27 protein-coding genes are annotated in these 25,773 nt (G+C 65.1%); 17 read left to right on the forward strand and 10 right to left on the reverse strand.

Annotated elements, in window-relative coordinates; all coding sequences use genetic code 11:
- Window positions 1-114 precede the first annotated feature (114 nt).
- From AC5RTE_RS11435 to AC5RTE_RS11445, 3 genes are all read left to right on the forward strand, one after another.
- Entirely contained in the window at window positions 115-1,248 is a 1,134-nt protein-coding gene (locus tag AC5RTE_RS11435) for an IniB N-terminal domain-containing protein (protein WP_494041512.1), read from the forward strand.
- Window positions 1,249-1,390: 142 nt separating this feature from the next.
- Window positions 1,391-3,385: a dynamin family protein gene (locus AC5RTE_RS11440; protein ID WP_494041743.1), complete on the forward strand. Its 1,995-nt coding sequence runs from the start codon at window positions 1,391-1,393 to the stop codon at window positions 3,383-3,385.
- The gene (locus AC5RTE_RS11445) at window positions 3,382-4,875 is read left to right on the forward strand and encodes a dynamin family protein (protein WP_494041513.1); all 1,494 of its coding nucleotides are present in this window, start codon (window positions 3,382-3,384) and stop codon (window positions 4,873-4,875) included. The genes AC5RTE_RS11440 and AC5RTE_RS11445 overlap by 4 nt, the downstream gene beginning before the upstream one ends.
- 23 nt (window positions 4,876-4,898) lie before the next feature.
- Here the strand turns inward: AC5RTE_RS11445 and AC5RTE_RS11450 are convergent, their stop codons facing one another.
- Both AC5RTE_RS11450 and AC5RTE_RS11455 read right to left on the reverse strand, forming a co-directional pair.
- Window positions 4,899-5,507 (reverse strand): hypothetical protein, encoded by a 609-nt coding sequence (locus AC5RTE_RS11450; RefSeq protein ID WP_494041514.1) that lies wholly within the window; start codon window positions 5,505-5,507, stop codon window positions 4,899-4,901.
- A 6-nt stretch (window positions 5,508-5,513) separates the two neighbouring features.
- Window positions 5,514-5,915 (reverse strand): PLD nuclease N-terminal domain-containing protein, encoded by a 402-nt coding sequence (locus AC5RTE_RS11455; protein ID WP_494041515.1) that lies wholly within the window; start codon window positions 5,913-5,915, stop codon window positions 5,514-5,516.
- Between the two features lie 62 nt (window positions 5,916-5,977).
- Between AC5RTE_RS11455 and AC5RTE_RS11460 the strand changes: the two genes are divergently transcribed.
- Window positions 5,978-6,289, forward strand: a complete 312-nt coding sequence (locus tag AC5RTE_RS11460; RefSeq protein ID WP_494041516.1) for a DUF4229 domain-containing protein — start codon at window positions 5,978-5,980, stop codon at window positions 6,287-6,289.
- A gap of 40 nt (window positions 6,290-6,329) precedes the next feature.
- Here AC5RTE_RS11460 and AC5RTE_RS11465 read toward each other — a convergent pair whose 3' ends face one another.
- The 5 genes from AC5RTE_RS11465 to AC5RTE_RS11485 form a co-directional block, all read right to left on the reverse strand.
- Window positions 6,330-7,211, reverse strand: a complete 882-nt coding sequence (locus tag AC5RTE_RS11465) for a 1,4-dihydroxy-2-naphthoate polyprenyltransferase (protein ID WP_494041517.1) — start codon at window positions 7,209-7,211, stop codon at window positions 6,330-6,332.
- A 68-nt stretch (window positions 7,212-7,279) separates the two neighbouring features.
- A complete protein-coding gene (locus AC5RTE_RS11470) occupies window positions 7,280-8,524 on the reverse strand; it encodes an AMP-binding protein (RefSeq protein ID WP_494041518.1) in 1,245 nt (414 codons plus the stop codon).
- Window positions 8,525-8,537: 13 nt separating this feature from the next.
- Entirely contained in the window at window positions 8,538-9,506 is a 969-nt protein-coding gene (locus AC5RTE_RS11475) for a 1,4-dihydroxy-2-naphthoyl-CoA synthase (RefSeq protein ID WP_494041519.1), read from the reverse strand.
- 22 nt (window positions 9,507-9,528) lie between these two features.
- A complete protein-coding gene (locus AC5RTE_RS11480; protein ID WP_494041520.1) occupies window positions 9,529-9,969 on the reverse strand; it encodes a VOC family protein in 441 nt (146 codons plus the stop codon).
- Window positions 9,970-10,012: 43 nt separating this feature from the next.
- Window positions 10,013-10,774, reverse strand: coding sequence for a CPBP family intramembrane glutamic endopeptidase (locus AC5RTE_RS11485; RefSeq protein WP_494041521.1), 762 nt, complete (start codon window positions 10,772-10,774; stop codon window positions 10,013-10,015).
- A 56-nt stretch (window positions 10,775-10,830) separates the two neighbouring features.
- Here AC5RTE_RS11485 and AC5RTE_RS11490 point away from each other — a divergent pair, with 56 nt between their 5' ends.
- The 5 genes from AC5RTE_RS11490 (at window position 10,831) to AC5RTE_RS11510 (ending at window position 16,312) form a co-directional block, all read left to right on the forward strand.
- A complete protein-coding gene (locus tag AC5RTE_RS11490) occupies window positions 10,831-11,817 on the forward strand; it encodes a metal ABC transporter substrate-binding protein (RefSeq protein WP_494041522.1) in 987 nt (328 codons plus the stop codon).
- Window positions 11,814-12,602, forward strand: coding sequence for a metal ABC transporter ATP-binding protein (locus AC5RTE_RS11495; protein ID WP_494041523.1), 789 nt, complete (start codon window positions 11,814-11,816; stop codon window positions 12,600-12,602). The genes AC5RTE_RS11490 and AC5RTE_RS11495 overlap by 4 nt, the downstream gene beginning before the upstream one ends.
- Window positions 12,602-13,468: a metal ABC transporter permease gene (locus tag AC5RTE_RS11500; RefSeq protein ID WP_494041524.1), complete on the forward strand. Its 867-nt coding sequence runs from the start codon at window positions 12,602-12,604 to the stop codon at window positions 13,466-13,468. Before AC5RTE_RS11495 ends, AC5RTE_RS11500 begins: the two co-directional genes overlap by 1 nt.
- Window positions 13,469-13,673: 205 nt before the next feature.
- Window positions 13,674-15,134, forward strand: a complete 1,461-nt coding sequence (locus tag AC5RTE_RS11505) for an amino acid permease (RefSeq protein WP_494041525.1) — start codon at window positions 13,674-13,676, stop codon at window positions 15,132-15,134.
- A 107-nt stretch (window positions 15,135-15,241) separates the two neighbouring features.
- Entirely contained in the window at window positions 15,242-16,312 is a 1,071-nt protein-coding gene (locus AC5RTE_RS11510; RefSeq protein ID WP_494041526.1) for a DNA polymerase IV, read from the forward strand.
- Between the two features lie 133 nt (window positions 16,313-16,445).
- Here the strand turns inward: AC5RTE_RS11510 and AC5RTE_RS11515 are convergent, their stop codons facing one another.
- Window positions 16,446-16,622: a CsbD family protein gene (locus tag AC5RTE_RS11515; protein WP_494041527.1), complete on the reverse strand. Its 177-nt coding sequence runs from the start codon at window positions 16,620-16,622 to the stop codon at window positions 16,446-16,448.
- Window positions 16,623-16,761: 139 nt separating this feature from the next.
- On the opposite strand from AC5RTE_RS11515, the gene AC5RTE_RS11520 reads away from it, so the two are divergent.
- From AC5RTE_RS11520 to AC5RTE_RS11540, 5 genes are all read left to right on the forward strand, one after another.
- Window positions 16,762-17,223 (forward strand): SRPBCC family protein, encoded by a 462-nt coding sequence (locus tag AC5RTE_RS11520; RefSeq protein ID WP_494041528.1) that lies wholly within the window; start codon window positions 16,762-16,764, stop codon window positions 17,221-17,223.
- Window positions 17,223-17,900 carry a pentapeptide repeat-containing protein gene (locus AC5RTE_RS11525; RefSeq protein ID WP_494041529.1) on the forward strand — a complete coding sequence of 226 codons (678 nt, stop codon included), beginning with the start codon at window positions 17,223-17,225 and terminating at the stop codon, window positions 17,898-17,900. Before AC5RTE_RS11520 ends, AC5RTE_RS11525 begins: the two co-directional genes overlap by 1 nt.
- A gap of 116 nt (window positions 17,901-18,016) precedes the next feature.
- Window positions 18,017-19,243 carry a thiolase family protein gene (locus AC5RTE_RS11530; RefSeq protein ID WP_494041530.1) on the forward strand — a complete coding sequence of 409 codons (1,227 nt, stop codon included), beginning with the start codon at window positions 18,017-18,019 and terminating at the stop codon, window positions 19,241-19,243.
- Window positions 19,243-20,067 carry an enoyl-CoA hydratase/isomerase family protein gene (locus AC5RTE_RS11535; RefSeq protein WP_494041531.1) on the forward strand — a complete coding sequence of 275 codons (825 nt, stop codon included), beginning with the start codon at window positions 19,243-19,245 and terminating at the stop codon, window positions 20,065-20,067. The genes AC5RTE_RS11530 and AC5RTE_RS11535 overlap by 1 nt, the downstream gene beginning before the upstream one ends.
- Window positions 20,068-20,129: 62 nt before the next feature.
- Window positions 20,130-20,939, forward strand: a complete 810-nt coding sequence (locus AC5RTE_RS11540; protein WP_494041744.1) for a 3-hydroxyacyl-CoA dehydrogenase family protein — start codon at window positions 20,130-20,132, stop codon at window positions 20,937-20,939.
- Window positions 20,940-20,948: 9 nt separating this feature from the next.
- Here the strand turns inward: AC5RTE_RS11540 and AC5RTE_RS11545 are convergent, their stop codons facing one another.
- Window positions 20,949-21,182 carry a DUF6480 family protein gene (locus tag AC5RTE_RS11545; protein ID WP_494041532.1) on the reverse strand — a complete coding sequence of 78 codons (234 nt, stop codon included), beginning with the start codon at window positions 21,180-21,182 and terminating at the stop codon, window positions 20,949-20,951.
- A gap of 75 nt (window positions 21,183-21,257) precedes the next feature.
- On the opposite strand from AC5RTE_RS11545, the gene AC5RTE_RS11550 reads away from it, so the two are divergent.
- Window positions 21,258-21,866 (forward strand): GNAT family N-acetyltransferase, encoded by a 609-nt coding sequence (locus AC5RTE_RS11550; RefSeq protein WP_494041533.1) that lies wholly within the window; start codon window positions 21,258-21,260, stop codon window positions 21,864-21,866.
- Window positions 21,867-21,877: 11 nt separating this feature from the next.
- On the opposite strand, the gene AC5RTE_RS11555 is transcribed toward AC5RTE_RS11550, so the two are convergent.
- The gene (locus AC5RTE_RS11555; protein ID WP_494041534.1) at window positions 21,878-22,807 is read right to left on the reverse strand and encodes an SGNH/GDSL hydrolase family protein; all 930 of its coding nucleotides are present in this window, start codon (window positions 22,805-22,807) and stop codon (window positions 21,878-21,880) included.
- Window positions 22,808-22,957: 150 nt separating this feature from the next.
- Between AC5RTE_RS11555 and AC5RTE_RS11560 the strand changes: the two genes are divergently transcribed.
- Window positions 22,958-23,677 (forward strand): tyrosine-protein phosphatase, encoded by a 720-nt coding sequence (locus AC5RTE_RS11560; RefSeq protein ID WP_494041535.1) that lies wholly within the window; start codon window positions 22,958-22,960, stop codon window positions 23,675-23,677.
- Window positions 23,674-25,746, forward strand: coding sequence for a S1 family peptidase (locus AC5RTE_RS11565; RefSeq protein WP_494041536.1), 2,073 nt, complete (start codon window positions 23,674-23,676; stop codon window positions 25,744-25,746). Before AC5RTE_RS11560 ends, AC5RTE_RS11565 begins: the two co-directional genes overlap by 4 nt.
- The last annotated feature ends 27 nt before the right edge of the window (window positions 25,747-25,773 follow it).

The raw sequence follows: 25,773 nt of genomic DNA on the forward strand, positions 1-25,773 counted from the left end.
GCCGGCAGGGGGAAACGGCCCGATGCCCGGTCCCGGAGGGGAACCGTACGTTTGATTCATGCCCGGCAACGAAGTCGGGCCAAGGGCAACTCAAAGAAATTAGGGGACATTCCAATGACACTCGCAAACGATCTCGTCCAGTTCCTGATGCACCTCTTCGGCGACCGTCAGGCCGCACAGGACTTCCTGGATGATCCGGAAAAGGTTCTGGAAGACCACGGCCTGGGCAAGGTTTGCTCAGCCGACGTGGACGCCGCAATGCCGGTTGTTCTGGATTACGCTCCGGTCACCGTGAACGCTTCCTCGTTCGACCGTGAGTACAACACCGGTGGCAACACGGCCTGGACCGGACCCAACGCCGGCGGCGGAAGCACAGGTGGCGGCAACCACGGCGGCGGACACCACGGCGGGGGAAACACCGGCGGCGGAAACACCGGTGGCGACGATCACGCTCACGCCGTCCAGCAGCTCCATCACGTAGTGAACAACTACTCCTACACCACTACGGTTGATGACCGCGACACCATCACCGACCAGTCCGTCAACCAGAACATCTGGGCCGACGGTGACGTCAACCAGTGGTTCGACAACGATTCCGTCGTTGCCTCCGGTGACCGCGCAATCGCTGCCGGCGACGACGCCGACGTAGAAGACTCCAACAACATCGAGGACTCCTACAACACGGACAACTCGACCAAGACTGATAACTCGACGGACAACTCCGTCAACGCCGGCGGCGACGTCAACATCGGCAACACGGAGATTGACGACTCCTTCAACACCGATGTGGATGTTGATGCCGACATCGATGACTCGTTCAACGACAACTCGGACAACTCCACCGAGACCGATGTCGAGATTGAGGACTCCTTCAACGACAACTCGGTTGAGCTGACGGACAACTCGGACAACTCCATCAACACCGACGTCGAGATCGAGGACTCGTTCAACGAGACCGAGACCAACGTGGAGCTGAACGACTCGTTCAACGACAACTCCGTCGACACCGACGTGGACGTTGACATCCAGGATTCGTTCCAGGACAACTCCACTGTGACCAACACCAACATCGAGGACAACGTGGTGGTTGCCGACAACACCGTCGACTACACCAACGTCGAGGACAACGTTGTTGTGGCTGACAACGAACTCACCTTCACAGAGGACAACTCCACCAACACCGAGGTGGACGTGAACGTTGAGGACAACGAGATCGCAGTCGCCGGCGACGACGCCTTCGCAGGCTAGCAATTCCGAGGTACAGTAAGCGCCCGGCAGGAGGCATCCACCTCCTGCCGGGCTCTCCTCGGTTTACCTCTCGTTTCCGATCATGACCTGACGTAAAGGACACGCTGTGGCAGAAGCAGGACAGGCAAGACCGTCGGCACCGATGACGGCGGCTCAACTCGTACGGCTGGTGCAGCAAGGCCTTGAGCTCGTGGGTACGGGGGACCGAACCGATCTCCGCAAACGCCTTGACCAGGCAATGGGAAGGCTGAAGGACCCCAGTGTCCGGGTCATCGTCGTCGGTGAATTCAAACAAGGCAAGAGCAAGCTCATCAACGCGCTGGTGAATGCCCCGGTCTGTCCTGTCGATGACGACATTGCCACCTCCGTCCCCACGGTTGTCCGATACGGAGACCCTGCCTCGGCCGCCATCCTGGTCCCCAAAGGTGACGCGGACGCCGGCGACGAGGCCGGCGTCGAACGCCAACCTGTTCCCATTGCGGATCTCGCCAACTATGTTTCCGAGCGGGGCAACCCCGGAAACAGCAAGAAACTCGTTGCAGGTGAGGTCTACCTGCCCCGGAAGCTGCTAACGGGCGGCCTCACAATCATTGACTCCCCGGGCGTGGGGGGACTTAATTCGTCCCACACGCTGACAACCCTTACTGCCCTTCCCACTGCAGACGCCATGCTGCTGGTTTCCGATGCCTCGCAGGAGTACACGGAACCGGAACTGCGCTTCCTTCGCCAGGCCATGCGGATCACCCCCAGCGTTGTGGGTGTCCTGTCCAAGACTGACCTCTACCCGGACTGGCGGCGCGTCGAAGAGATTGACCGGGGGCACTTGGCACAGGTTGCCCAGGACATCCCCCTGTATTCGGTTTCCTCCGACCTCCGGCTCGAGGCGGCACGCCTCCAGGACGGTGAACTGAACGCGGAGTCCGGCTTCCCTGGGCTGATAACCCACATCCGCAACGAGATTGTGGGCAAGGCGGAGCGCCTTCAGCGGCGCTCAGTCAGCCAGGACCTGCTCTCTGTGTGCGAGAACCTCCGCCTGTCGCTGCAGTCCGAGCTGGAAGCATTGGAAAACCCGGAGCGGACACCGCAAATGATCGCCGGCCTCGAGGCGGCCCGGGCCGAAGCCGACGACCTCCGCAAGCGCTCCGCACGGTGGCAGATCACGCTCAACGACGGCATCAGCGACCTCATTGCCGACATGGAGTACGACCTTCGGGACCGCCTGCGCCGCATCCAGCGCGAAGCTGAAACCGCCATCGACCAGGGCGACCCCGGCCCCGCGTGGCCCCAGTTCTCGAAGTGGCTGGAGGAGTGCGCCGCGGCCGCCATCTCGGACACGTTTGTGTGGACCAACGAGCGCGCCCAATGGCTGGCCACCCAGGTTGCCGAACACTTCGCCGCAGAGGAAGTGACCCTGCCCGTCCTTCATGTCTCCGACACCGGAGACGCCCTGGACCCCGTGGACGACATGCCCGTCCTCGATGACGGCCGCATCAACTCCGCGCAGAAGGTGCTGATCGGCATGCGCGGCTCCTACGGCGGCGTGCTCATGTTTGGCCTTCTGACGGGCATCTTCGGAATGGCCCTGATCAACCCGCTCTCCGTGGGCGCCGGCCTGTTGCTGGGCCGCAAGGCCTACCGGGAGGACAAGGAAGCACGGCTTAAGCGCCGGCAGGGCGAGGCAAAGGCGCTGGTCCGGCGGCAACTGGATGACGTCACGTTCCAGGTGGGCAAGCAGTTGAAGGACCGGCTGCGGCTGGTCCAGCGCTCCACGCGGGACCACTTCACCGAGATCGCGGACGAGCACCACCGCTCATTGCAGGATTCCGTGGCTGCGGCCCAAAAGGCTGCCACGACGTACGCTTTGAAGAAGGACGTACGCATCCGCGAGATCAAGGCAGAACTTAAGAATGTGGATGCCCTGTCGCGGGCGGCCGAAGCAGTGGCTGCCGAGGTCGCCTCGAGCGCAGCGAAAGCCCTCCGGCCTGCCGGCCCGGCCACTGGAAGCCCGGACACTGCCAGCCCGGACACTGCCGGCCCGGACACTGCCGGCGCTGACAGTGCCGGTCCCGGCGGTGCAGGATCAACAACCGGTGCAGCCCGCATCCCGGCGCCCTCGGCCGTGGCGGCGGTGGGATGACCGAGTCAACCATCACGGGGGCGGCGGACCTGGTCCAGGAGGCGCTGGAGGTTTACCGTGAGGATCCTGCAGCTGCGGCCGCCCTGGAGGGTTATGCCCGGCGGCTGGCCGAACCCCTTCGGATCGCCGTTGCCGGGATGGTAAAAGCCGGAAAGTCCACCCTGTTGAACGCCATCCTCGGTGAAGAGATAGCTCCCACGGACACGGGGGAGTGCACGCGCATCGTTACGTGGTACCGCTACGGCCACACCCCCAGGATCACGCTGTACCCATTGGAAGGCGAACCGCGCAGCCTCCCGGTGAAGCGCGTGGACGGCCGCCTGGTGTTTGTGCTGGGCAACGTCCTGGCCGAGGAGGTGGACAGGCTGGATGTCGAGTGGCCCTCCCCGGGCCTGCGGGACATGACCTTGATAGATACCCCTGGCATAGCTTCGCTCTCCGGGGACGTGTCTGCCCGGTCCACTAATTTCCTGACTCCGGAAGACACCCCGTCAGAGGCGGACGCCATCATCTACCTGATGCGCCACATGCACGCCTCCGACCTCCGCTTCCTCGAATCCTTCAAGGACACCGAGGCAGGGCGGTCCGGGACAGTCAACGCCCTGGCGGTTCTCTCCCGGGCCGATGAAGTGGGAGCAGGGCGTATTGACTCCCTTCTCTCCGCCGGGGAGATCGCCGACAGGTACCGCCAGGACCACAGCCTGCGGAAGCTGGCGCTGGGGGTGGTCCCCGTGGCCGGGCTCCTGGCGCAAAGCGCACGGAGCCTGCGGCAGTCCGACTTCGAGGCTCTGCAGCTGCTGGCCGGGATGGAACGGGTGGACCGGGAAAAGCTGCTGCTCTCGGCGGACCGGTTTGTGCGGTCCGCCGCCTGCCCGGAAGGGCTGACGACGGCGGCCCGCGCCTCGCTGCTGGAAAGGTTTGGCCTGTTCGGCATCCGCTTGGCCGTGGTCCTCATCCGCAATGGATTTGCCGAGCCCACGCCCCTGGCGCACGAGCTGGCCCGGCGCAGCGGACTGAATCCACTGCTTGAGATGCTGAACCGGCAGTTCCAGGCCCGCGCCGAGGCACTGAAGGCCAGGACCGCTTTGGTGGGGGTGGAAACCCTGCTGCGCACATCCCCGCGTGAGGGGACAGGGCATCTGGCCGCTGCCCTCGAACGGCTGCAGGTGAACGCCCATGAGTTCCGGGAACTGCGGCTGCTGGCAACCCTTCGGACCACTGGTGTAGCGCTCGACTCGGAGCTGGCGAACGAAGCCGAGGGCCTCATTGGAGGCTGGGGCGCAGCACCCCACATCCGCCTTGGCCTCGACCCGGATGCGGGTCCGGAACAACTGGCGGCGGAGGCGCGGCACTACTTGGGGCGGTGGCGGGCTCTGGCCGAAAACCCGTTGACTGACCGTTCAGCCCTTGACACGTGCCGGGTGGTTATCCGCAGCTGCGAGGGCATTGTTGCCCAGTCTGCCTTGCCGTTGGCCCGCCAGCCCGCATAACGGGACGGCGGGCCGCGCCGGGCTTAGTCCCGGCCCGATTTCAACCAGGCGTTGGCGGAAGGCATGAAGAACAGCACCAGCCCAACGAGCGCCAGCAGGAGCTGGAGTCCCCACAGCAGAACCACATAACTGCCGGCGTCGCCTTCAGGAACAAGGAAGGCGGAGGCCAGTACCAGGACGATGACGTGCCCGGCGAGGAGCGGCAGCAGAGCCCAGCGGGCCCAGCCTTGCCGTCCCATGACGACGCCGAGCATGGCGGCTTCCAGCAGGATCACCAGGAGGACAGCTGCCAGGCTGCCCCAAAAGACGATGCCGGTGGCCGTAGTGACCGCTTCGGCGTCGCCGCCGGGGGCCATCTGCTCCACCACCGTCCGCAGGCGTTCAAGATGCGAATCGCGGGTGAGGAAGGATCCCACCAGGACGGCCAGCCCGGCTGCGAAGCTGAGGAGCCAGAGGGTGCGTGCATTCTTGATGCTGCGGGGAGCTGCCGGGACAACGGCGATGGGCGCCGGTGCGGAATAGGACAGCCCTGGCCTTGGCGGCGGCGCCGGCGGGCCTGCGGGTGAAGGCGGGGCTGCGGCCCCTTGGGTTGCGGTCCGCAGCCGGTCTTCTCCCTCAGGTTCCTGGGCCATACGCTCCTACTTCAGTCCGTCGGTATCGTGTTCGTCGGTCTCGTGCTTGTCCTTGCCGCTGCCTTTGCCGTCGTGGTCCTTCGCCTTGGCGTCCAGTTCGTCCTTGAGCTTCTTGAGCCGCTCCGCCTCTGCCTGCTGGCGGCGCCGGGCCTCAAGGTTGCGGAGGAAGTCCGGGTCGTCGTCCGGGGCGGTGGGATGGGGCCCGCTCTGCTGCTGGCCGGAAGTTCCCCGCGGGCGGCCAATCAGAAGCCAAAGAATGGCGCCAAGTACCGGCAGGACAATCATGACCACAATCCAGGCCGGCTTGGAGATCCCCCGGGTGAGGCGTCCATCAGTGCGGATCACATCCACAAGGCCATACACAAAGATGACGAGGACTGCGACGGCCAAAGCCACACGGAGGAGCATGCAAATAAGTCTATCGTCAGCAGGCGCGGGGGCCCCGGGCGGGAGGCGGCTAAACTGGAATAGTGGCCTTTTTGAAATATTCCCTGATCCGCCTTGCTCTGTTCGTGCCCCTGTTCGTGGTTTTTATGCTGTTGCAGCTGGGCGCGCTGATGTCCGTCATTTGCGCAGCACTGATCGCATTCGCCGTCAGCTACCTGTTTTTCCAGAAGCAGCGTGACGAGGCAGCCGCAGCCATCCACCATCGTTTCTCCGGCAAGGCCAAGCCGATCCGTTCAGCCAGCGAGGTCCAGGACGCCCACGCGGAGGACGCGCTCCTGGACGCCAATCCGGACATCGCCATCAGCAACGATGCCAAGGACCCGAAACGCTCCTAGCGCGACGGACCCCAAACGCCTGCAGCGGCAGGCCGGCAACCTAAAAGCCGTGGCTCAGTACCAGGCCCAGTGAGAACAGCAGGCTGTATCCGAGGTTGATCAGGCCGGTCTGTTTCAGGACCGGGATGAGGCTCTTGCGCTTGCGGCCGTTGATCATCAGCCACGCGGGCATCAGGCACGCCGGAATCAGCAGCAGGACGATCAGCATCCACGGCCGCCCCGGGGCCAGGATCACCACAAGCATGATGGCCACGGCAAGCATCAGCACATAGCTCTCCCGGGCGTGCTTGTCACCCAGCCGAACGGCGAGGGTCTTCTTGCCGGCCTGGGTGTCCGTGGGGATGTCCCTGACGTTGTTGGCCATCAGCAGCGCGGTGGCGATAAGCCCTGTGCCGATAGCACCGATGATGGCCGGCAGGTTGATCTGCCCGGCCTGCGTGTACGTGGTGCCCAGCGTCGCCACCAGGCCGAAGAACACAAACACAAAAACGTCGCCCAGGCCCATGTAGCCGTACGGGTTCTTTCCGCCGGTGTAGCCCCAGGCGGCCATCACGCAGCCAAGCCCGACCAGGATCAGCCACCAGCTCTGGGTGATTACCACCAGGATCAGCCCGAAGACCATGGCGGCAGCAAACGCGCCGAACGCCGCCCGCTTCACGTGTTCCGGGCTTGCGGCTCCTGAACCCACCAGCCGGAGCGGGCCAACGCGGTCGTCGTCCGTGCCTCGGATGCCGTCAGAGTAATCGTTGGCGAAGTTGACACCCACCTGGAGCAGCAGGGCCACCAAAGCCGCGAGGATGGCGTTGAAAAGCAGGAACGAATCCATTTCATACGCAGCGGCGGAACCGATCAGTACCGGCGCGATCGCGGCCGGCAGTGTTCGGAGTCGGGCGCCTTGGATCCAGTGTGCGGCTGTAGCCACGGTCAGTACCTCGCGTTACTTTGGGAAGGTGGCAGGAGAGGGGTCCTGCCACGTGGTGCAGGTCTACTTTACTTTCCCTGGTGCAGGGCGTTGAGTTCAGCGGCCATGGCCAGCCGGTCCGGTTTGCCGTTGGGCAGCATCAGCAGCGAGGGCGCGGCCAGGACGGTTTTGGGCGCCAGAATGCCGAGTGTCCGGTGCCATTCCTGTTCAAGGACGACGGCGTGTTCCCGGCCCGCCGCGGGTTCAGCGCGCTCCCCAGTGCCTGCCCGCGGGTTGGCCAGTGCAACGTAGGCCGCCACGGCCTGGCCCCATTCCGCGGACGGGACGCCGGCCACAAAGACCGCGGCGACGGCGTCGGACTTTTCCAGCTCCTCCTGCACATGCGCCGCGGAAACCTTGACCCCGCCGGTGATAATGACGTCGTCGGCGCGGCCCAGGACGGTGAGCCGGCCGTCGTCGTCAATGCTGCCAAGATCGCTGGTTCGGTACCAGCGCACGCCGTCCTCCTCGAAGAAGGTGCTGCCCGCCTCGTCCGGCGCTTCCAGGTAGCCGGCCGCGATGGTGTCGCCGCCGAGCAGGATGCGGCCGTCCTGCTCAACGCGCACCGACACCCCTTCAAGCGGGAAGCCGTCGTAAATGCAGCCGCCGCAGGACTCGGCCGAACCGTAGGTGGTGATCACCCTGACGCCGGCGTCCCTGGCCGCGGACAGCAGCGCGGCCGGGGCAGGCGCGCCGCCCAACAGGACGGCGTTGAAGCGGCGGAGCACTGCGAGGGTCTCCGCGGATGGCGCGTCGAGGAGGCGCTGAAGCTGCGTGGGAACCAGGGAGGTGAAGCGGATCTTGTCCGTCAGTTCCTGCGCAGCGGCGGTGAACGCCTCGGGCGTGAAGCCGCCTGACATGTCCATTACCCAGGGGCGGGTGCCTGCGAACAGCGAACGCACCAGCACCTGGATGCCCGCAACGTACTGGACGGGCAGCGCCAGGAGCCACTGGCCCTCACCCTTGAGCGCCAGGGCAGTTGCCATCGAGGCCGCGGCCAGGGATTCCACCGTCAACACAGTGGCTTTGGGCGTTCCCGTGGAACCGGAGGTGCGCACCACGGCAACGGCGTCATCACAGCCTGGAGTTTCGACATGGCCCACAACCAGGGCGCCGTTCTCACCAACGGACAGTTCGACGGCGGGGCCCTCGCCGTGGAGGGCGGCGGCAAGTGCCTTCAGGGCAGGGTCGATATCAAGGACGGCGCTGTTGGGTGCGCCTGTTCGAAGCGGTTCGTTGTTTTGGGCTTCCGTGTTTTGTTGCCTGGTGGTCATCGCCGGTCCTGCCTTAGAAGTAGTGCGGGAAGCTGGACCAGTCGGGATCGCGTTTCTCCAGGAACGCTTCCTTGCCCTCCACCGCTTCGTCCGTCATATAAGCCAACCGGGTGGCTTCGCCTGCGAATACCTGCTGGCCCGCCAGGCCGTCGTCGGCAAGATTGAAGGCGAATTTGAGCATCCGGATTGCCTGCGGAGACTGCCGGGCGATATCGGCGGCATATTCCAGGGCCACGTCTTCAAGGCGTTCGTGGTCCACGGCCTCATTGACGGCGCCCATCCGGACCATGTCCTCCGCCGAGTATTCGCGGGCCAGGAAGAAGATCTCCCTGGCGGCCTTTTGCCCGATCTGGCGGGCCAGCAGGGCGGAGCCGTAGCCTGCATCGAAGCTGCCGACGGTGGCGTCCGTCTGTTTGAACTTGCCGTGCTGGCGGGAGGCGATGGTGAGATCGGAGACGACGTGCAGGGAGTGCCCGCCCCCGGCCGCCCAGCCGTTGACGACGGCGATGACCACCTTGGGCATGGTGCGCATCAGCCGCTGGACCTCCAGGATGTGAAGCCTGCCGGCCCGCGCGGGGTCGATGCTTTCCCGGGCCTCGCCGTTGGCTTCATCCTGCACTACGTACCGGTAGCCGTCCCGGCCCCGGATCCGCTGGTCCCCGCCCGAACAAAAGGAGTGGCCGCCGTCCTTGGGGGAGGGGCCGTTCCCGGTGAGCAGCACCGTGGCGACGTCAGGGGACATCCGTGCGTGGTCCATGGCCCGATAGAGCTCATCCACTGTTCCCGGCCGGAAAGCATTGCGGACCTCGGGGCGGTTGAAAGCAATCCGCACCGTGGGCAGGTCACGCACCCATCCGCCGTCGGCGTCCCGCTCCACCTGCCGGTGGTAGGTCATGTCCTGGAAGTCGCCGAAGCCGGACACAACGCGCCAGCGGGTTGGATCGAAGACGTCGGACACCGAGGCGGGAATTTGGTTGCTCACCGTCCAAGTCTAGTAATCGGGGTCAGCTGATGCAGAACTCGTTGCCCTCGGGGTCCGCCATCGTGTGCCAGACATGTCGGCCCTCGTTGGCTGTCCAGAGGAACGTGGCGCCCCGGGCCTCTAGTTCCCGGCGCACCTTGTCCTTGTCCCGGCCCGCCAGGTTGATGTCCCAGTGCACCCTGTTCTTGACCGTCTTATCCTCGGGCGCCGTCTGGAAAAGGAGCCGCCGTTCCGGGGCTTCTGCTTCAAGTTCCTCGGGCGGCCGGATCGCGCAGCCGGTGCGCCACACCAGCTTGCCGTTGTGGACGGTTGTCTGGTCCTCCGTGGCGAAACCCTGGTCGATCATGGAGCGGATGAAGCCCTCATCCTGCGGTTCCACCGCCCACCCGAGCGACTCCGCCCACCACTCGGCGAGGTAGTGCGGATCCCTGCAGTCAACGACAATCTGGATGTTCAGTCCCATCCCACCACGGTACGGTGGCAGGTGCTCCTGCGGTAGGTGGCAATCAGGCCGGAACCTGCTGGAGCTGTTCGTAGAACTCCGGTGGGATGGCGTAGATAAACAGCACCGCCAGCAAATTTTTCGCGGCATGGACAAAGTAGGCAAACATGAGGTTTCTGCCCGTCCAGACATACACAAACACCAGTGTTGCGCCCATGGCCAGATAGGGCATCAGGACGGTGAGCGTCAGCTCTTCCTGTCCCACGATGTGCAGGGCAGCGAACAGGACCACGGACAAAACACAGCACACCCAGATATTCACGCGCCGGCTCAGCTTGCCGATCAGCAGGTGCCGGAAGATGAACTCCTCCACGAACGGGCCTACCACCACCAGCAGCGGGACCATCAGCCACGCGGGCACCTGTTGCATCAACGCCTGGAGCCCGGCCTGGTTTTCTGAGGTCTGGACGTTGCCGGACACCGCAACCGCTACAGCGGAAAGGATCATCATGGCGATAATTGCGGCCGGAATCATCAGCAGCGTGAACCACGGACGGGTCGCCAGCACACGCAGGTCCCGCCACACCACCCGGCGGGCCGCCACGAATGCCAACAGGCCCACCGAGGCATAGAAGAGCAGGTTGGTTGCGTAGGAGGCCGCTGCGGGTGTCGGGGCTACCTGCCGCAGGAAGGGGGCGAGCACTTCACCGGCAAGGGTGAAGAACCCGGCAAGAGCCACGTAAAGGACGATAGCCACCACATCCAGGGCTGAAAACCGGTAGAGCTGCGGCTGTGGCGGGGGTGGTATCCGGTGTGCGATGGCCATGGTTTCAGCCTATCCGGCGTTGCCGGGGGAATCGCGCCTCGCCTAGAATGTTCGGTATGCCTAAACTTCCGTTTCGGTGCGCCAAAGTAGCCGCCCGAAGAAGCCGCTCTCCCCAGGTGCGCCTATGTGCCGCTGCGGCAGCCGCCGTCGTTCTTTCCCTTCTGCTCACTGCCTGCGGGGAGGGCGCCGCAGGTAGCGGAAACGACAGCAAGCCGGTGGTCCTCACCACTTTCACGGTGCTGGCCGACGTCGCGCGGAACGTGGCCGGGGACAAGCTAACGGTTGAGTCCATCACCAAGGCCGGCGCGGAAATCCACGGCTACGAACCCACCCCGGGGGACATCCGGAAGGCCTCCAAAGCGGACCTCATTTTGGACAACGGGCTTAACCTGGAAGCGTGGTTCGGGCAGTTCGTCGAAGGCCTCGACGTGCCGCACGCCGTGGTGAGCGAGGGCGTGCAGGTGATGCCCATTAGTGAGGACTCCTACCAGGGCAAGCCCAACCCCCATGCGTGGATGTCGCCGGTGAACGTGCAGATTTACGTGGACAACATGGTGAAGGCCTTCACGGAACTGGACCCGGAGAACGCCGACGCCTTCAAAGCCAACGGGGACGCCTACAAAGCGGAACTGCAGGCCGTGCAGGACCAAATGACGTCCAGTCTTGCCGCAGTACCCGAAACCCAGCGCGCCCTCGTCACCTGTGAAGGCGCGTTCTCCTACCTTGCCCGCGACGCCGGGTTGAGGGAGGTGTACATCTGGGCGGTCAACGCGGAGCAGCAGGCAACACCGCAGCAGATCACCCGCGCCATCGAATACGTCAGGGCCAACAACGTCCCGGCCGTCTTCTGCGAATCGACGGTTTCGGACGCGCCCATGCAGCAGGTAGTGGGCGCCACCGGGGCCAAATTCGGCGGCACCCTCTACGTGGATTCACTCTCCGAGGCGGACGGGCCGGTACCCACCTACCTGGACCTCATCCGGCACGACGCCGAAGTCATCACCGGAGCGCTCGCCGGGGCAACCGCCGGAGCAGGATCATGACCACCCCGGCAATCCTGGTGGAGAAGGTGACAGTCCACTACGGGGAGGTCCGGGCGCTGGATGCCGCCACCCTGGCCGTGGACCCCGCCCGGATCTGCGGGCTGGTGGGCATGAACGGCTCCGGTAAGTCCACGCTGTTCAAGGTGATCATGGGAATGATCAGGCCCGACGCCGGCACGGTCCGGATCAACGGACACTCACCGTCCAGGGCGCGCAAGCAGGGCGGCATCGGCTACGTGCCGCAGAGCGAGGACGTTGACTGGCAGTTTCCGCTGTCCGTGCGGGACGTAGTCATGATGGGCCGGTACGGCCACCAGGGGTTCACCCGCCGTGCGTCCAGGGCGGACCGCGCCGCCGTCGACGAAGCGCTGGACCGGGTGGAACTGGGACCGTACGCCGGCCGCCAGATCGGGCAGCTCTCCGGCGGCCAGAAAAAGCGCGCCTTCGTGGCCCGCGGCATTGCCCAAGGTGCCACCATCATGCTCCTTGATGAACCCTTCGCCGGCGTGGACAAGCGGTCCGAGGCCACCATCACCCGGCTCCTGCGGGAACTCGCCTCGGACGGCTGCACCATCCTGGTGTCCACGCACGATCTGCACGCCCTGCCGCAGCTGTGCGACGAGGCCGTCCTGCTGATGCACAAAGTACTGATGCACGGCCCGCCCGAGGTGGTGCTGCAGCCTGAAAACCTTGCGATGGCCTTCGGCCTGGACGTGCTGGAACGCGACCTGCCGGAGGGCAAAGTTCCTGCGCAGCTTCCGGACGGCAAGCGGGTGAACCAATAATGGAGATACTTCTCGAACCGCTCAGCTATGACTTCATGGTCCGTGCCCTGGTGACCACCGCCCTGGCCGCGGTGGTCTGTGCTGTGCTGAGCTGCTGGCTGGTGCTGATCGGGTGGTCCCTGATGGGCGACGCCGTGTCCCACGCCGTGCTGCCGGGAGTAGTGCTCGCCTACATCGTGGGCGCACCGTTTGCGCTGGGCGCGCTGGTATTCGCCCTCGTCGCCGTGACATTGATCGGGGTGGTCCGCAACACGAGCCGGGTGAAGGAAGACGCCGCGATCGGCATCGTATTTTCCTCACTGTTCGCCCTGGGCCTGGTGCTGATCTCGGTCACGCCCAGCCAGACAGACCTCAACCACATCATCTTCGGCAACCTGCTCGGCGTCAGCGTGCCGGACCTGGTCCAGGTCCTGGTGCTGGGGGTGGTGGCGTTTGTCATCCTTATCCTCAAGCGGCGGGACCTCACCCTTTACGCCTTCGACCCCACCCACGCGCACGCCATCGGGCTTTCGCCGCAACGGCTCGGTGCGCTGCTCCTGGGCCTGCTCGCGCTGACCTCCGTGGTGGCGCTGCAGACGGTGGGCGTGGTCCTGGTGGTTGCCATGCTGATCATTCCCGGGTCCACCGCGTACCTGCTGACCGACCGCTTCTCGCGCATGCTGGTCATCGCCCCCGTGGTCTCGGCGGCCTGTTCCCTTGCGGGCATCTACCTCAGCTACTACCTGGACACGGCCTCCGGCGCCATGGTGGTCCTCACCCAGGGAGTGGTGTTCGCCGCCGTCTATCTCTTCAGCCCACGGCAGGGGCTGATCGGCACCCGGCTTGCGAAGGCCCGCCGCAGGAAGGCTGTTGCGGCCGCTGCTTAGCGTTCACCCTGTGCTGCAGACCCAGGTGTAGCTTGCGTCACGTAGCACCCCTCTGAGTCTTGTAGGATAGATGAGCCGCTCGAAGCTTCGGCGCCACGAGAGATTCCGGTCACATTCGGCTGCTCAGCAGAGCAAAACACCGAATTTGTGAGTGGAATCATGTGTGGCCCGGATGCGGCCAACCCCCAACCCACAAGGAATCGTTGTGCCTCAAAGTACCCCCACAGATCTTCAGAACCACGCGGCACCATCCACCGCCGTCGATCCCACTCTCAGCGCCGAGGGTTACAGCAAGACCCTGGGCAGGCGCCACGTCACCATGATCGCGATGGGCGGCGCCATTGGCGTCGGCCTGTTCATGGGAGCCGGCGGACGCCTTGCCTCCACCGGGCCGGCCCTGATTTTCTCCTACGCCATCGCCGGCGTCATTGCGTACCTGCTGATGCGGGCCCTGGGCGAGCTCATCATGTACCGCCAGACGTCCGGGTCGTTTGTCAGCTATGCCGGTGAGATGTTCGGCAAGAAGGGCGCGTTCCTGTCCGGCTGGATGTATTTCATCAACTGGGGCATGACCGGCATTGCCGAGCTGATCGCCATCGGACTTTACTTCCAGTTCTTCTTCCCCAACGTCCCGGTGGAAGCCTCGGCCATCGCCGCGCTGGCGCTCCTGGTGGCCGTGAACCTGCTGAGCGTCAAAGCGTTCGGTGAATTCGAGTTCTGGGCCTCCTGCCTCAAGGTTGGCGCCATCCTGATCTTCCTCGTGGTGGGCACGTTCATGGTGGTCACCAACGCCCAGGTGGGTGACGGCAACGCATCGGTCGCCAACCTCTTCGCGGCCGACGGCGGAATGTTCCCCAAGGGCGCACTGGTCATGGTCCTGGTCCTCAACGCCGTGATCTTCGCTTACAACGGCATCGAACTCGTGGGCATCACCGCCGGCGAAATGCAGAACCCGGAACGTGAAGTGCCCAAGGCCATCCGCGCCGTCGTGCTCCGCATTGTGGTGTTCTACGTCGGTTCCGTCACCCTGCTGGCCATGCTCCTGCCGTCCGACCAGTACGTGGCAGGCACATCCCCGTTTGTCACCGTCTTCGGCCAGATGGGCCTCGCCTGGGTGGGCGACGTGATGAACATGATTGTGATCACCGCAGCTCTGTCCTCCTGCAACTCGGGTCTGTACTCGATCGGCCGCGTGTTCCGCACCATGGCCAACAACGGACACGCCCCGCAGTGGCTTACCAAGATGTCCCGCCGCCACGTCCCGTACGCGGCCATCCTTGCCATCGCGGCGTTCTACCTGGTGGGCATCATGCTGAACATCTGGCTGGGCGGCTCACACGCATTCGACCTGGCCCTGAACACCGCCTCCATCGGCGTGATCTTCACCTGGGGCGCCATCTTCGCCAGCCAGATCGCGCTGCGCCACAAGAAGGGCGTCACCTCGAGCCTGCCGATGCCCGGTTCGCCGTGGACCAGCTGGGCCGGCCTGATCGCCCTGCTCGCCATCATGGTCTTGATCGGGTTCGACACCATGACCAGCAAGAGCGGCGAGGTGTTCTACCTGGGCCTCTGGACCCTGGCCACCATCCCGTTCTTCGCGGTACTCCTGTGGCTTGGCTGGCAGAAGGTCAAGAACAACGAGCCCAAGAACGCGCTCTACAGCTAATTACCGGCAGTACGACGACGGCGGGATCCCTTAGGAGGGGACCCGCCGTCGGCGTTTCCCGGCCCGGGAGGTGGTGCGGAACGCGCGGCGGGGGCAGACTGGGGCGTGTGAGCGAACCATGGGTGCTGCATGTGGACCTGGATCAGTTCATTGCCGCCGTCGAAGTGCTGCGCCGGCCGGAGCTCGCGGGCAAGGCGGTGATTATTGGCGGCCGCGGTGATCCCACCGAGCGGGCAGTGGTATCGACGGCGTCCTACGAAGCCAGGGCGTACGGGGTTGGTTCGGGAATGCCGCTGCGCATCGCCGCACGGAAGGTGCCTGACGCCGTTATCCTCCCCGTAGACCAGGATGCCTACCTCGCTGCGTCCGAGGAAGTCATGGCGGTGCTGCACTCGCAGCCGGGTGCCACGGTGCAGGTGCTCGGGTGGGATGAAGCGTTCGTCGGTGTGCAGACGGAGGACCCGGAGGCCTACGCCCGGCAGCTGCAGCGCGCCGTCCTGGAGCAGACCCGCCTGCACTGCAGCGTCGGTGTGGGCGACACCCTGGTCCGGGCCAAGGTGGCGACGTCGTTCGGCAAGCCCGCCGGCGTCTTCCGGCTCACGGAAGGCAACTGGCTCGACGTCATGGGCAGCCGCCCCACCATCGAGCTGTGGGGCGTGGGAACGAAGATTTCCCGCCGCCTGGCCAAGCTCGGCATCGAGTCAGTCGCCGGCCTCGCAGCAACCAACCCTGATGATCTGGTTTCCGAGTTTGGACCGAAAATGGGCCCCTGGTACGCGCAGCTCGGGCGCGGCGACGGTGCGCGGACTGTTGACGACACCCCGTGGGTGGCCCGCGGCCACAGCCGGGAAACCACCTTCCAGCAGGACCTCACCGAACCCGGGCAGATTAACGACGCCGTCAGGGAGCTGGCGGCACGCGTCCTGGACGATGTCACGGCCGAGGGGCGCCCGGTGATCGGACTGACGCTCAAGGTCCGCTACGCCCCGTTCCTTACCAAGACCTATGCCCGGAAGATTCCCGAGACGTCTGACGCATCTGAAGTGCTCGCCCGCGCGCTGGACCTGGTGGCGAAGATCGAGGCGGGCCGCCCCATCCGGCTCCTGGGGCTGCGGGCTGAGATGCCCATGCCCGAGGACTCACGGAAGGGCCACACTCCCACCCGCAGCGGCTGGTGACCCTGGCTTTGGCTCTGATGATGTGACCGGACAGCTTTCGGTGCCCAACAGAACGGCGGCGGTTCCCTGAGGAACCGCCGCCGTTGTGCTCTGTTACAGCCGGCCTGGTGGGCCGGGCTGCCGCAGGAAGAGGCTAGTCGCGCTTGAACTCGTCCTTGACGCTTTCGCCGACCTTCTTGGCGTCAGCCTTGACCTGGTCGGTCTGGCCTTCAGCCTTCAGCCGGTCGTTACCGGTGGCATTGCCCGTGGCTTCCTTGGCCTTGCCGCCGAATTCTTCTGCTGCGTTACTGATCTTGTCTCCGAGGCCCATGGTGGTGGCCTCCTTTCGTTTCCGCTGATCAACAGTGCATTTTCACACTAACACGAAGCTTGCTTACTATTTCAAGTCGGCTCATCCCGCCCGGGAGGGGTGCCTGTTGATTGTCCGGATGCGCGGCTAGGCTCACAACATGGACCACAGCATCAGCCTCACCCAGCACATCAACGCGTCCCCGGAAAAGGTCTGGTCCGTCATCACGGACATCCCCGGCTCGGCGGCGACGTTGTCCGGAGTGGATTCCGTGCAGCTTCTCACCGACGGCCCCTACGGGGAAGGGACGCGCTGGAAGGAGACCCGGAAGATGCTGGGCAAAGCAGAGACGGTGGAGATGTGGGTGGCCGAGGCCGAACCTCAGCGCAATACCACCGTGAAGGCTGTCCAGGGCGGGGCGGACTACACCACCCGCTTCGGCCTTGCCGCCCGAGACGGCGGCACGGACCTGACCCTCACCTTCGGCGCCGAGGTCATCAAGCCGACGTTCGCAAGCCGCCTCATGATGCTGCTGTTCGGCAGGATGGGCATGGCCGCCACCCGCAAGGCCCTGGCGAAGGACCTGGCGGAGATCGCGGCCAAAGCAGAGTCGCTTCCGTAGTGGCCGGGCGTTCCGCAAAAGCGGCTGCCTTCAAGGTGGCCGCGCCCAGGCTTACCCCGGTCCGGCTGGAAAACCTCACGGAGCAACCGGCGTCAGACTTCCGCCGCGGCGGTCGGTACGACGGGGGCCGGTACAGCCGTGCGGAGGCTAACGGTTTGGAATTGAGCGGCACGGACTTCGCGGAGTGCGGGTTCCAAGGGGTTTCATTCAACGACACCCAGCTGCGCGGCTCCTCGTTCCGCGACTGCATCCTGGGTGAGCTGTATGCGCCGGTGTTCAAAGCCGCCCGCTCCACGTGGCGTGATGTTGAATTGCGGAACCCGCGGCTGGGCTCGGGGGAGTTGTATGAAAGCGGCTGGCAGTCGGTTCGGATCGACGGCGGCAAGCTGGACTTCCTCAACCTGCGCGGCGCCAGGCTTACGGACGTGCTCATCACCGACTGCATCATCAACGAACTGGACCTGGGCTCTGCCACGGGCACACGCGTGGCACTGAAGAACTGCACCATCGGGTCCCTCGACCTCACCGGGGCGAAGCTCAAGGACTTCGACCTGCGCGGGACGGAGTTCCGCAGCATCAGCGGGCTCGGCAGCATGGCGGGCGTGGTGGTGGATGAGTACCAGTTGGGCCTTCTGGCGCCCCTGCTTGCCGCCCACCTCGGCCTCTCGGTCCTCTAAGCCCCGGTACCCATAGGACAACCGCCCGTGTACTATTTACAGAACGAACGGTCGGTAAGTGCTTTGCTCTGCCTGCCGCCGATGACAGTGCTGTTTATCGCGTGAAGGGTGTTTCCATGGCTGCAACCGCAGGTCCGCAGGCTTTCCTTGTAGGCGGGGTCCGAACGCCGGTAGGCAAGTACGGTGGCGAGCTTTCGTCCGTCCGCCCTGACGATATGGCGGCCCTGGTCATCCGGGAGGCGGTGAACCGTGCCGGGCTGGACCCGGACAGCATCGACGAGGTCATTCTTGGAAACGCCAACGGGGCCGGTGAGGAAAACCGGAATGTGGCGCGGATGGCCACCATACTTGCCGGGCTGCCGCTCCACATTCCGGGCATCACGGTCAACCGGCTTTGCGCCTCCGGCCTCAGCGCCATTATCCAGGCCAGTCAAATGATCAAAGCGGGCGCCGCGGACATCGTCATTGCCGGCGGCGTGGAATCGATGAGCCGCGCGCCCTGGGTGCAGGAGAAGCCCACTTCCGCTTTTGCCAAGCCGGGCCAGATCTTTGACACGTCCATTGGCTGGCGCTTCACCAATCCGCACTTCCATAAGGGCGAGCTGTCCCGTGACGGCAAGATGACCTACTCCATGCCGGAAACGGCAGAGGAAGTGGCCCGCGTAGACGGCATCCTCCGGGAGGACGCCGACGCCTTCGCCGTCCGCTCGCACCAGCGGGCATTGGACGCCACGGCTGCCGGCCGGTTCAAAGACGAGATTGTCGGGGTTACCGTCAAGACCCGGAAGTCGGAGCATGTGGTGGATACGGATGAGGGCCCCCGGGCGGACACCACCATGGAGGTCCTGTCCGGGCTGAGGCCGGTGGCGAACGGCGGAACGGTGGTCACGGCCGGCAACTCGTCGTCCTTGAATGACGGCGCCTCTGCAATCATCGTCGCCTCGGAAGCGGCCATTGAGCGGCTGGGCCTCACGCCCCGTGCGCGGATCATTGATGGTGCCTCGGCGGGCTGCGAGCCCGAGATCATGGGCATTGGTCCGGTGCCTGCCACCCAGAAAGTCCTCAAGCGGAGCGGCCTCAGCGTAGGCGACCTTGGCGCCGTCGAACTTAATGAAGCGTTTGCCACGCAGTCCCTCGCCTGCATCCGCCGCCTGGGACTGGAGCCGGAGATCGTCAATAACGACGGCGGCGCCATCGCCTTGGGGCACCCGCTGGGTTCCAGCGGGGCCCGGATCGCCATCACCCTGCTGGGACGGATGGAGCGGGAGGATGCCCGCGTGGGGCTGGCCACCATGTGTATTGGTGTGGGCCAGGGCACCGCGATGCTGCTGGAGAAGGTTTGATGCCGGGCGCCGTGGACCTGGCGTCCGAAAAGTTCCATGCGCTGCTGGTGGAGGAGCGCACCGACCGCGTAGTGGTGCTCCTCAACCGTCCTGAGGTCCGGAACGCCATCGACCAGCAGATGGTGGACGAACTCCACCTTGTCTGCACAGCCCTTGAACAGAATCCGAAGGTGCTGATCATCGCGGGTGTGGGCGGGGTGTTCGCCTCAGGGGCAGACATCGGGCAGCTGCGCCAGCGGCGCCGGGACGATGCCCTGCAGGGGATCAACTCCACCATCTTTGTCCGGATCGCCAAACTGCCCATGCCGGTGATCGCTGCCGTGGACGGGTACTGCCTCGGCGGTGGAGCGGAACTGGCCTACGCCGCCGATTTCCGCATCGGCACCCCCGGCGTGCGCATCGGCAATCCGGAAACCGGGCTGGGCATCCTCGCCGCGGCCGGCGCCAGCTGGCGGCTTAAGGAACTGGTGGGGGAGCCGGTAGCAAAGCAGATTCTGCTGGCAGGCCAGGTCCTTGGAGCCGAAGAGGCACTGGCCGTCAACCTCATCACCGAAGTCCACGAGCCGGCGGAGCTCCTGGAGGCGGCGCAGAACCTGGCGGACCGGATCGCCCGGCAGGATCCTCTGGCGGTCCGGATCACCAAGTCCGTGTTCCACGCCCCGGCGGAAGCCCACCCCCTGATCGACCAATTGGCCCAGGGCATCCTTTTTGAATCAGAGGCCAAGTTCGACCGGATGCAAAGGTTCCTCGACAAGAACGCCGCAAAGAAGGCCGACAGGAGTGCCGGTGCGAAGGCCGGCAATAAGACCGGAGAGACGAATTGACGAACACGCTGCAATCCGCCCCGAAGCTCCCGTCCCGCGTTGGCGTCCTTGGCGGGGGCCGGATGGGTGCGGGCATCGCCCATGCGTTCCTGGTCAAGGGTGCGGACGTACTGGTGATCGAGCGTGACGAGCAGTCCGCCCAGGGTGCCCGGGAACGGGTCGAGTCCGCCGCGGCAAAAAGCATCGAGCGCGGAGCCGTCGACGCCAACCTGGACGAGCTTGTCTCCCGGCTTGCCGTGGGCGTCGATTACGACGCCTTCAAAGACCGGCAGTTGGTGATTGAAGCCGTCCCGGAGGACTGGGACCTGAAAGTGACCGCGCTGCGCGGAATTGAGGAGCGGCTCGCCGATGACGCGTACTTGGCGTCCAACACCTCGTCGCTGTCCGTCAGCGGCCTGGCCAGCGAACTCGAGCGGCCAGGGAACTTCCTGGGACTGCACTTTTTCAATCCGGTTCCGGCATCCACCCTGATCGAGGTGGTGCTCGGAACGCGCACGTCTCCTGAACTCGCTGCCGCGGCGAAAGGGTGGGTGGAAGCACTCGGCAAGACCGCCGTCGTCGTCAATGACGCTCCAGGCTTTGCCTCCTCAAGGCTGGGCGTTGCCATCGCATTGGAGGCCATGCGCATGGTGGAGGAGGGGGTGGCCTCGGCCGAAGACATCGACGCCGCCATGGTCCTTGGCTACAAGCATCCCACCGGGCCGCTGAAAACCACCGACATTGTGGGGCTGGATGTCCGGCTCGGCATTGCCGAATACCTGCATTCCACCCTTGGCGACCGTTTCGCCCCGCCGCAGATCCTCAAGGACAAGGTGGCAAGGGGCGAATTGGGACGCAAGACCGGCAAGGGCTTTTTTGACTGGCCCAGCTAGGATAGCGGGCTAATCGAAGAAGCCCACGATGTAGCCGACGAAGTACAGGAGTGACAGCAGGACCACCACTGCGATGGCTGCTATCACGAAGAACTGCGTGCCCCGACTCGTACCGTGCTCGTCATGGCCCTGGGTGGTGGTGGTGGAGGCCTCGCCCGGCGGCGTTTCCCCTGGCGGCACTCCGCCTCCAGGCTCCAGGCCAGTGAGCTTGTCTTCTTCCGGGTCCGGATTCTGTCCTGACACGATTTTCTCCCTCGTTTGCGTCCTGGTGCTCTCCAGCCTAACCCCGGCACAGGCGGTTGGACCTAGGCTGGTGCGGTGACCTTCCTTGAACCCCTTACCCTGACCGGGCGGTATGTAACCCTCGAACCGCTGGATCCGGACCATCATGACGGCCTGGTGGACGCGGCACGGGACGGTGAGCTGTGGCGTCTCTGGTACACGTCGGTGCCGGCCCCTGGCGAGATGGCTGCTGAAATCCAGCGGCGGCTCGCGCTGCAGGAGCAGGGCTCCATGCTGCCCTTCACCACCCGGCTGGTGGATCCCACCACCGGGGGCGCCGGCAGGATCATAGGAATGACCACCTACATGAATGTCGACGCCGGCACTCCCCGCGTGGAAATCGGCTCCACCTGGAATGCCGCGTCTGTGCAGGGAACCGGTACGAATCCCGACTCAAAGCTGCTGCTCCTGCGCCACGCCTTTGAGGTTCTGGGCTGCCCGGCTGTGGAGTTCCGGACGCACTGGCTCAACCACCAGTCCCGGGAGGCCATCGCGAGGCTGGGTGCCAAGCAGGACGGCGTGCTCCGCAACCACTCAAGGACGCGTGACGGGATCCTGCGTGACACCGTGGTGTTTTCAATCCTTGAGCACGAGTGGCCCATGGTCCGTGCCGGACTCGAATACCGGCTGGCGCGGCGGGGCTAGGGGACTGCAGGTTACGGCCGTGCGAGCTGTTGCAGATTGACTGCGGAAAGCAGCGCTGCAGCATACTGTTGGTGCCCGGCTTTATTGGGGTGGAAGCTCCGGGGATCAAACACGAGGACGCCGTTCGCATCAGGTGCCGCGTCAAAGAAGATCCAGGGCTCCGGGGTGTTGACTTCATGGCCTGCGAAGCGGGCCGTCACGTCGACGTACTGCACGTTTGCGCCGTAGAGGGCCCTGGCGGTGGCAGCAGCGGCGGCGATCGTCGCATTAAGCAGAGACGTGCCCTGGTTCACCAGTCGCTGCTGTTCGGCAGGGATGGCCGGGGCTCCTGCAGGGTTGAAAAGGCGTGGATAGCCCAGCACCACAATCCTGGCATCAGGTGCCTGCCTGTGGATGGTTCCGAGGGCGCGCACCAGACTTGCCCCAACGGCCGGCATGGCAGCCGCTGCGGACCCGACCGCCTGCCGGCACACGGCGGCCGTGGATGTGGCGCACTTGTAGAGCACGACGTTGACTCCCACGTCGTTGGCGCCAGCCGTGAGGCTTACCAGTTCAGTACTCCGGGACAGTTTTCCTGCTGCCGTCAGCTCAGCAATCTGCTCCAGGACGCTGTGGACTCCATCCCATGTCCTTGCCTTTATAAGAGCGCCATGACAGGCTGCGTTGGCTTTCAAGTCCACGGGTTCCACCGCGTTCACAACGTCTACATAACCACCCTCGGTTTGGGTGCAAGGCAGGGTTGGCACAAAGGGCGGAAAGACGTTGTCGATCCGGGAAACGGCCCCGGTGCCGGCTGTGTAGGAGTCCCCGAGGGCCACATAGTCCACGTCGGCAGGGGCTCCAGCCGCTGCGGGCATGACCCCCAGCCCCAGTGCCACAGCCACCGTGGCCAGGCCCGCCGCAAGAGCGGAGTGACGCCGTCGTGCTTTTGTGCTCCCCATCGTGGCTCTCCTTTGGTGCTGGGCAGAGGACAGGTATGTGTACCGTACGCCGCGCGGCAACGGACGTAACCCTCAGCGGCTACCCCAATTTCACCAGCGCTTCCCCCAATGTGACGTGCACCTACCTAACGCTTGTGGTTAGCTGTGCGGATGAGCAAAGCGGACGGGTCCATGGACTGGGATGGTGCTGTCAATGCGTGGCATGTGGCCGGCGGTGTTTACCGGATGGGCAGGCGAGAATGGCTGACGGAAGCGGGCTGGCGGCAGGCGTACGACGACGGGGTCCGCACTGTCATTGACCTCCGTAACGCTGCCGAGGTGCAGCGCCGGGACAGCGACCCGATGGTGGCTGATACCGCCTGGGCGGGAATCGCTGTTGTGTCCGCACCCACCGAGGAACCGGGCCATCCGCGCTTCACCGAGCTGTCCGGGCCCTACCTCAACGATCCCGCCTACTACCCGGACAACGCCCGGATTTTTCCGGAAAAGCTGGCGGGCGTCTTTCGTGAACTCGCTGCGGCAGCGGTGCGCGGGGATGTAGTGCTCCACTGCGCAGCCGGCAGGGACCGCAGCGGGATGGTTGCGGCCATGGTGCAGGACCTGGCGGGTGCGTCCGACCAAGAGATCGCCGACGGCTATCGGCGCGCAGCCCGCGGCATCAATGAGCGCTACCGCACCCACGGCCCGCCGCATGCCCGGGAACGCTATGTTGAGGAAGCCGAGCTAGTTCCTTTGCTGGAGCAGCGCGGCGCCGCAGTGGTGGACTTTGTACGGAGCCTTGACACGCGTGCTTTCCTCCTGCGGCACGGACTCACCCCTGAAGAGCTGGACGCGGTGCTGACGCTCTGCGGAGCCGCGGTGCCCCGATGAGGGCCGGTAGAGCCAGGCGTTCCCTCGCTGCCGGCGCCGCTGCGGGAGTTCTGGCGTCTTCTGCGTACGCCGCCGGACCGGCGTGGGCGGCGGACGAACCTGTGCCAGCACCTTCTGCCACCGTGTCCGGGTCGCAGCATTCGGGCCTGTCCGACGCCGCCCTCGAGGAGGCCGTCGCGCGGGACCTCGGCATGACCCCGGCGGAGTTTGCCGCAGCGGGGGAGCTGGGTACCCAGGCGGGCCAAATTATAGCCCGGTTGCGGAACGTCCCGGGCTATACGGGGACACGGCTCCAGGACGGGCAGATCGTTGTTACAGGTTCCGGGGCGGAACTGCTGGCGGAAGTGGCAGCACTCTCCGTCAGCGTCCCGCTGGCTGTCGAAGATCCGGCCCAGCTGCCCGAAGCTGAAACTCCTCAAGCTCCTGATGAGGAACCCCAAGGCACGGAAGTGGCTGTCAGCACGGAGCAGCTGTTTCAGGCGTACCTCCGCGAAGTGGGCGCGAGTGGCCTGCAGGCCGTGGTGTCGTCAGGTGGGAAGTTCGTCATCCGGACCGGAGACATCAACTTCCCGGAGTCGGTGCCGGATACGGCTGGTGCGCAGGCCCGATTGGACGGCGCCGAAGACGCGACGCCGGCAGGGGGTGCGGGCAAGAAATCGCCGGCTGAGTTTGTCTCCCGCTACGCCAACGTGGAGCTCGACGGCGGAGGTCCACTGGCGCCTGAAGCGGACGTTCCCGGCGGGGTTGGCTACATCGCCGACACCGGCTGGGTCTGTTCAACGGGTTTCTCTGCCTTCGACCCCGCAGGGCTGCCTGCAGTCCTCACGGCAGGGCATTGTGCTTCCGATGGTGCTGCAGAAACAGCCGAATTGGAATCGCAGTTCAACCGGATCGGGTTCTTGGGCAGGTTTGGATTCAGCCAGTTTGGCGGTCCGGGCAACTCACGGGTGCTGGACGCCAACACCGCCACGGGTTCGGACCACACGGCCCTGTCGGACCCCGGGAACGTGGGAACGGACATCGCGGTGGTTGAGTCACTCGGCCCCGATGTGGAACCGCTTCCGGCAGCCAGCACTTGGGGCGACCCCTCCCAGCCGGCACATGATGTCAAAATTATCGGCACGGTAGAACCTGTAGCGGGGATGGCTGTCTGCCGTTCGGGCAGAACCTCGGCCTGGTCCTGCGGCACCATAGATGCCGTGGGTATTTTCCTGGTGGGAGGACCTGCCGTCACTTCGGACCCCAAGGACGTCCGTGCCTTCAACGGCTTCCTGTCCTATGATGTCCAGTCCAGCGGAGGCGATTCCGGCGGACCCTATGTCAGCGGCAACTACGCCGTGGGGACACATGCCGCCGGGGAACCTGCACCAAAACCCGGTCAACCACCACTTCCGAATCAGGCCGTCGCCGCCACCCTAAGCGGAAGCCTCGCCGTCCTGCCCGGGTACCAGCTGGAGCTGTTCCTTAACAAGCCGGTGGTAGCCGCCCCCGCCGCGGGAGCAACCTACGAGCCAAGCCAGGTGATCAGCGGGAACGTCCCGGCAGCCCCTGCTACCGGGATTGCAGCCGGGTCGGAAGTCCGGATCACCATTCAGGGGCAGGAACCGTTCGAAGTTCCCGTTGGCAGTGACGGCACCTGGAGCTTTGCCGCCCCTGACGGCGCACAAGCGTTGAAGTTCACGGCGGAGACGATCAATGGGTACAGCACATCCGGAACCAGCAGCTTCGAGTTCGTGCCGGCCGCACCAGCAGGCACCGGCCCTACAGGCACCCCGGTAGCAGATTCTGCTTCGGCACCTATGCCGGCCCCGGCGAGCCCTGCCCCATCCGCAACGCCAATCCCGGCGCCCACGCCCAGCGCCGTCGTCGAGAACCCGCCCGTGAACAGTCCGGCCGCTCCACTCGCCGGCACCGGAGGCGGCGATAACCGAAGGGATAACAGCACTCTTGCCTACACCGGAGCGTCAGCGTTGGCGCCCGCGGCAGGCGCGGCCGCGGCGGCTATCGCCGTCGGCGGCCTGCTGATGGTGCTCGTCCGCGTCCGCAGGAAACGCACCACCACGAAATAAGCTCTAGGGGACGGCCGGGGAGTGACT

It is taken from the genome of Arthrobacter sp. K41 (assembly GCF_059089645.1).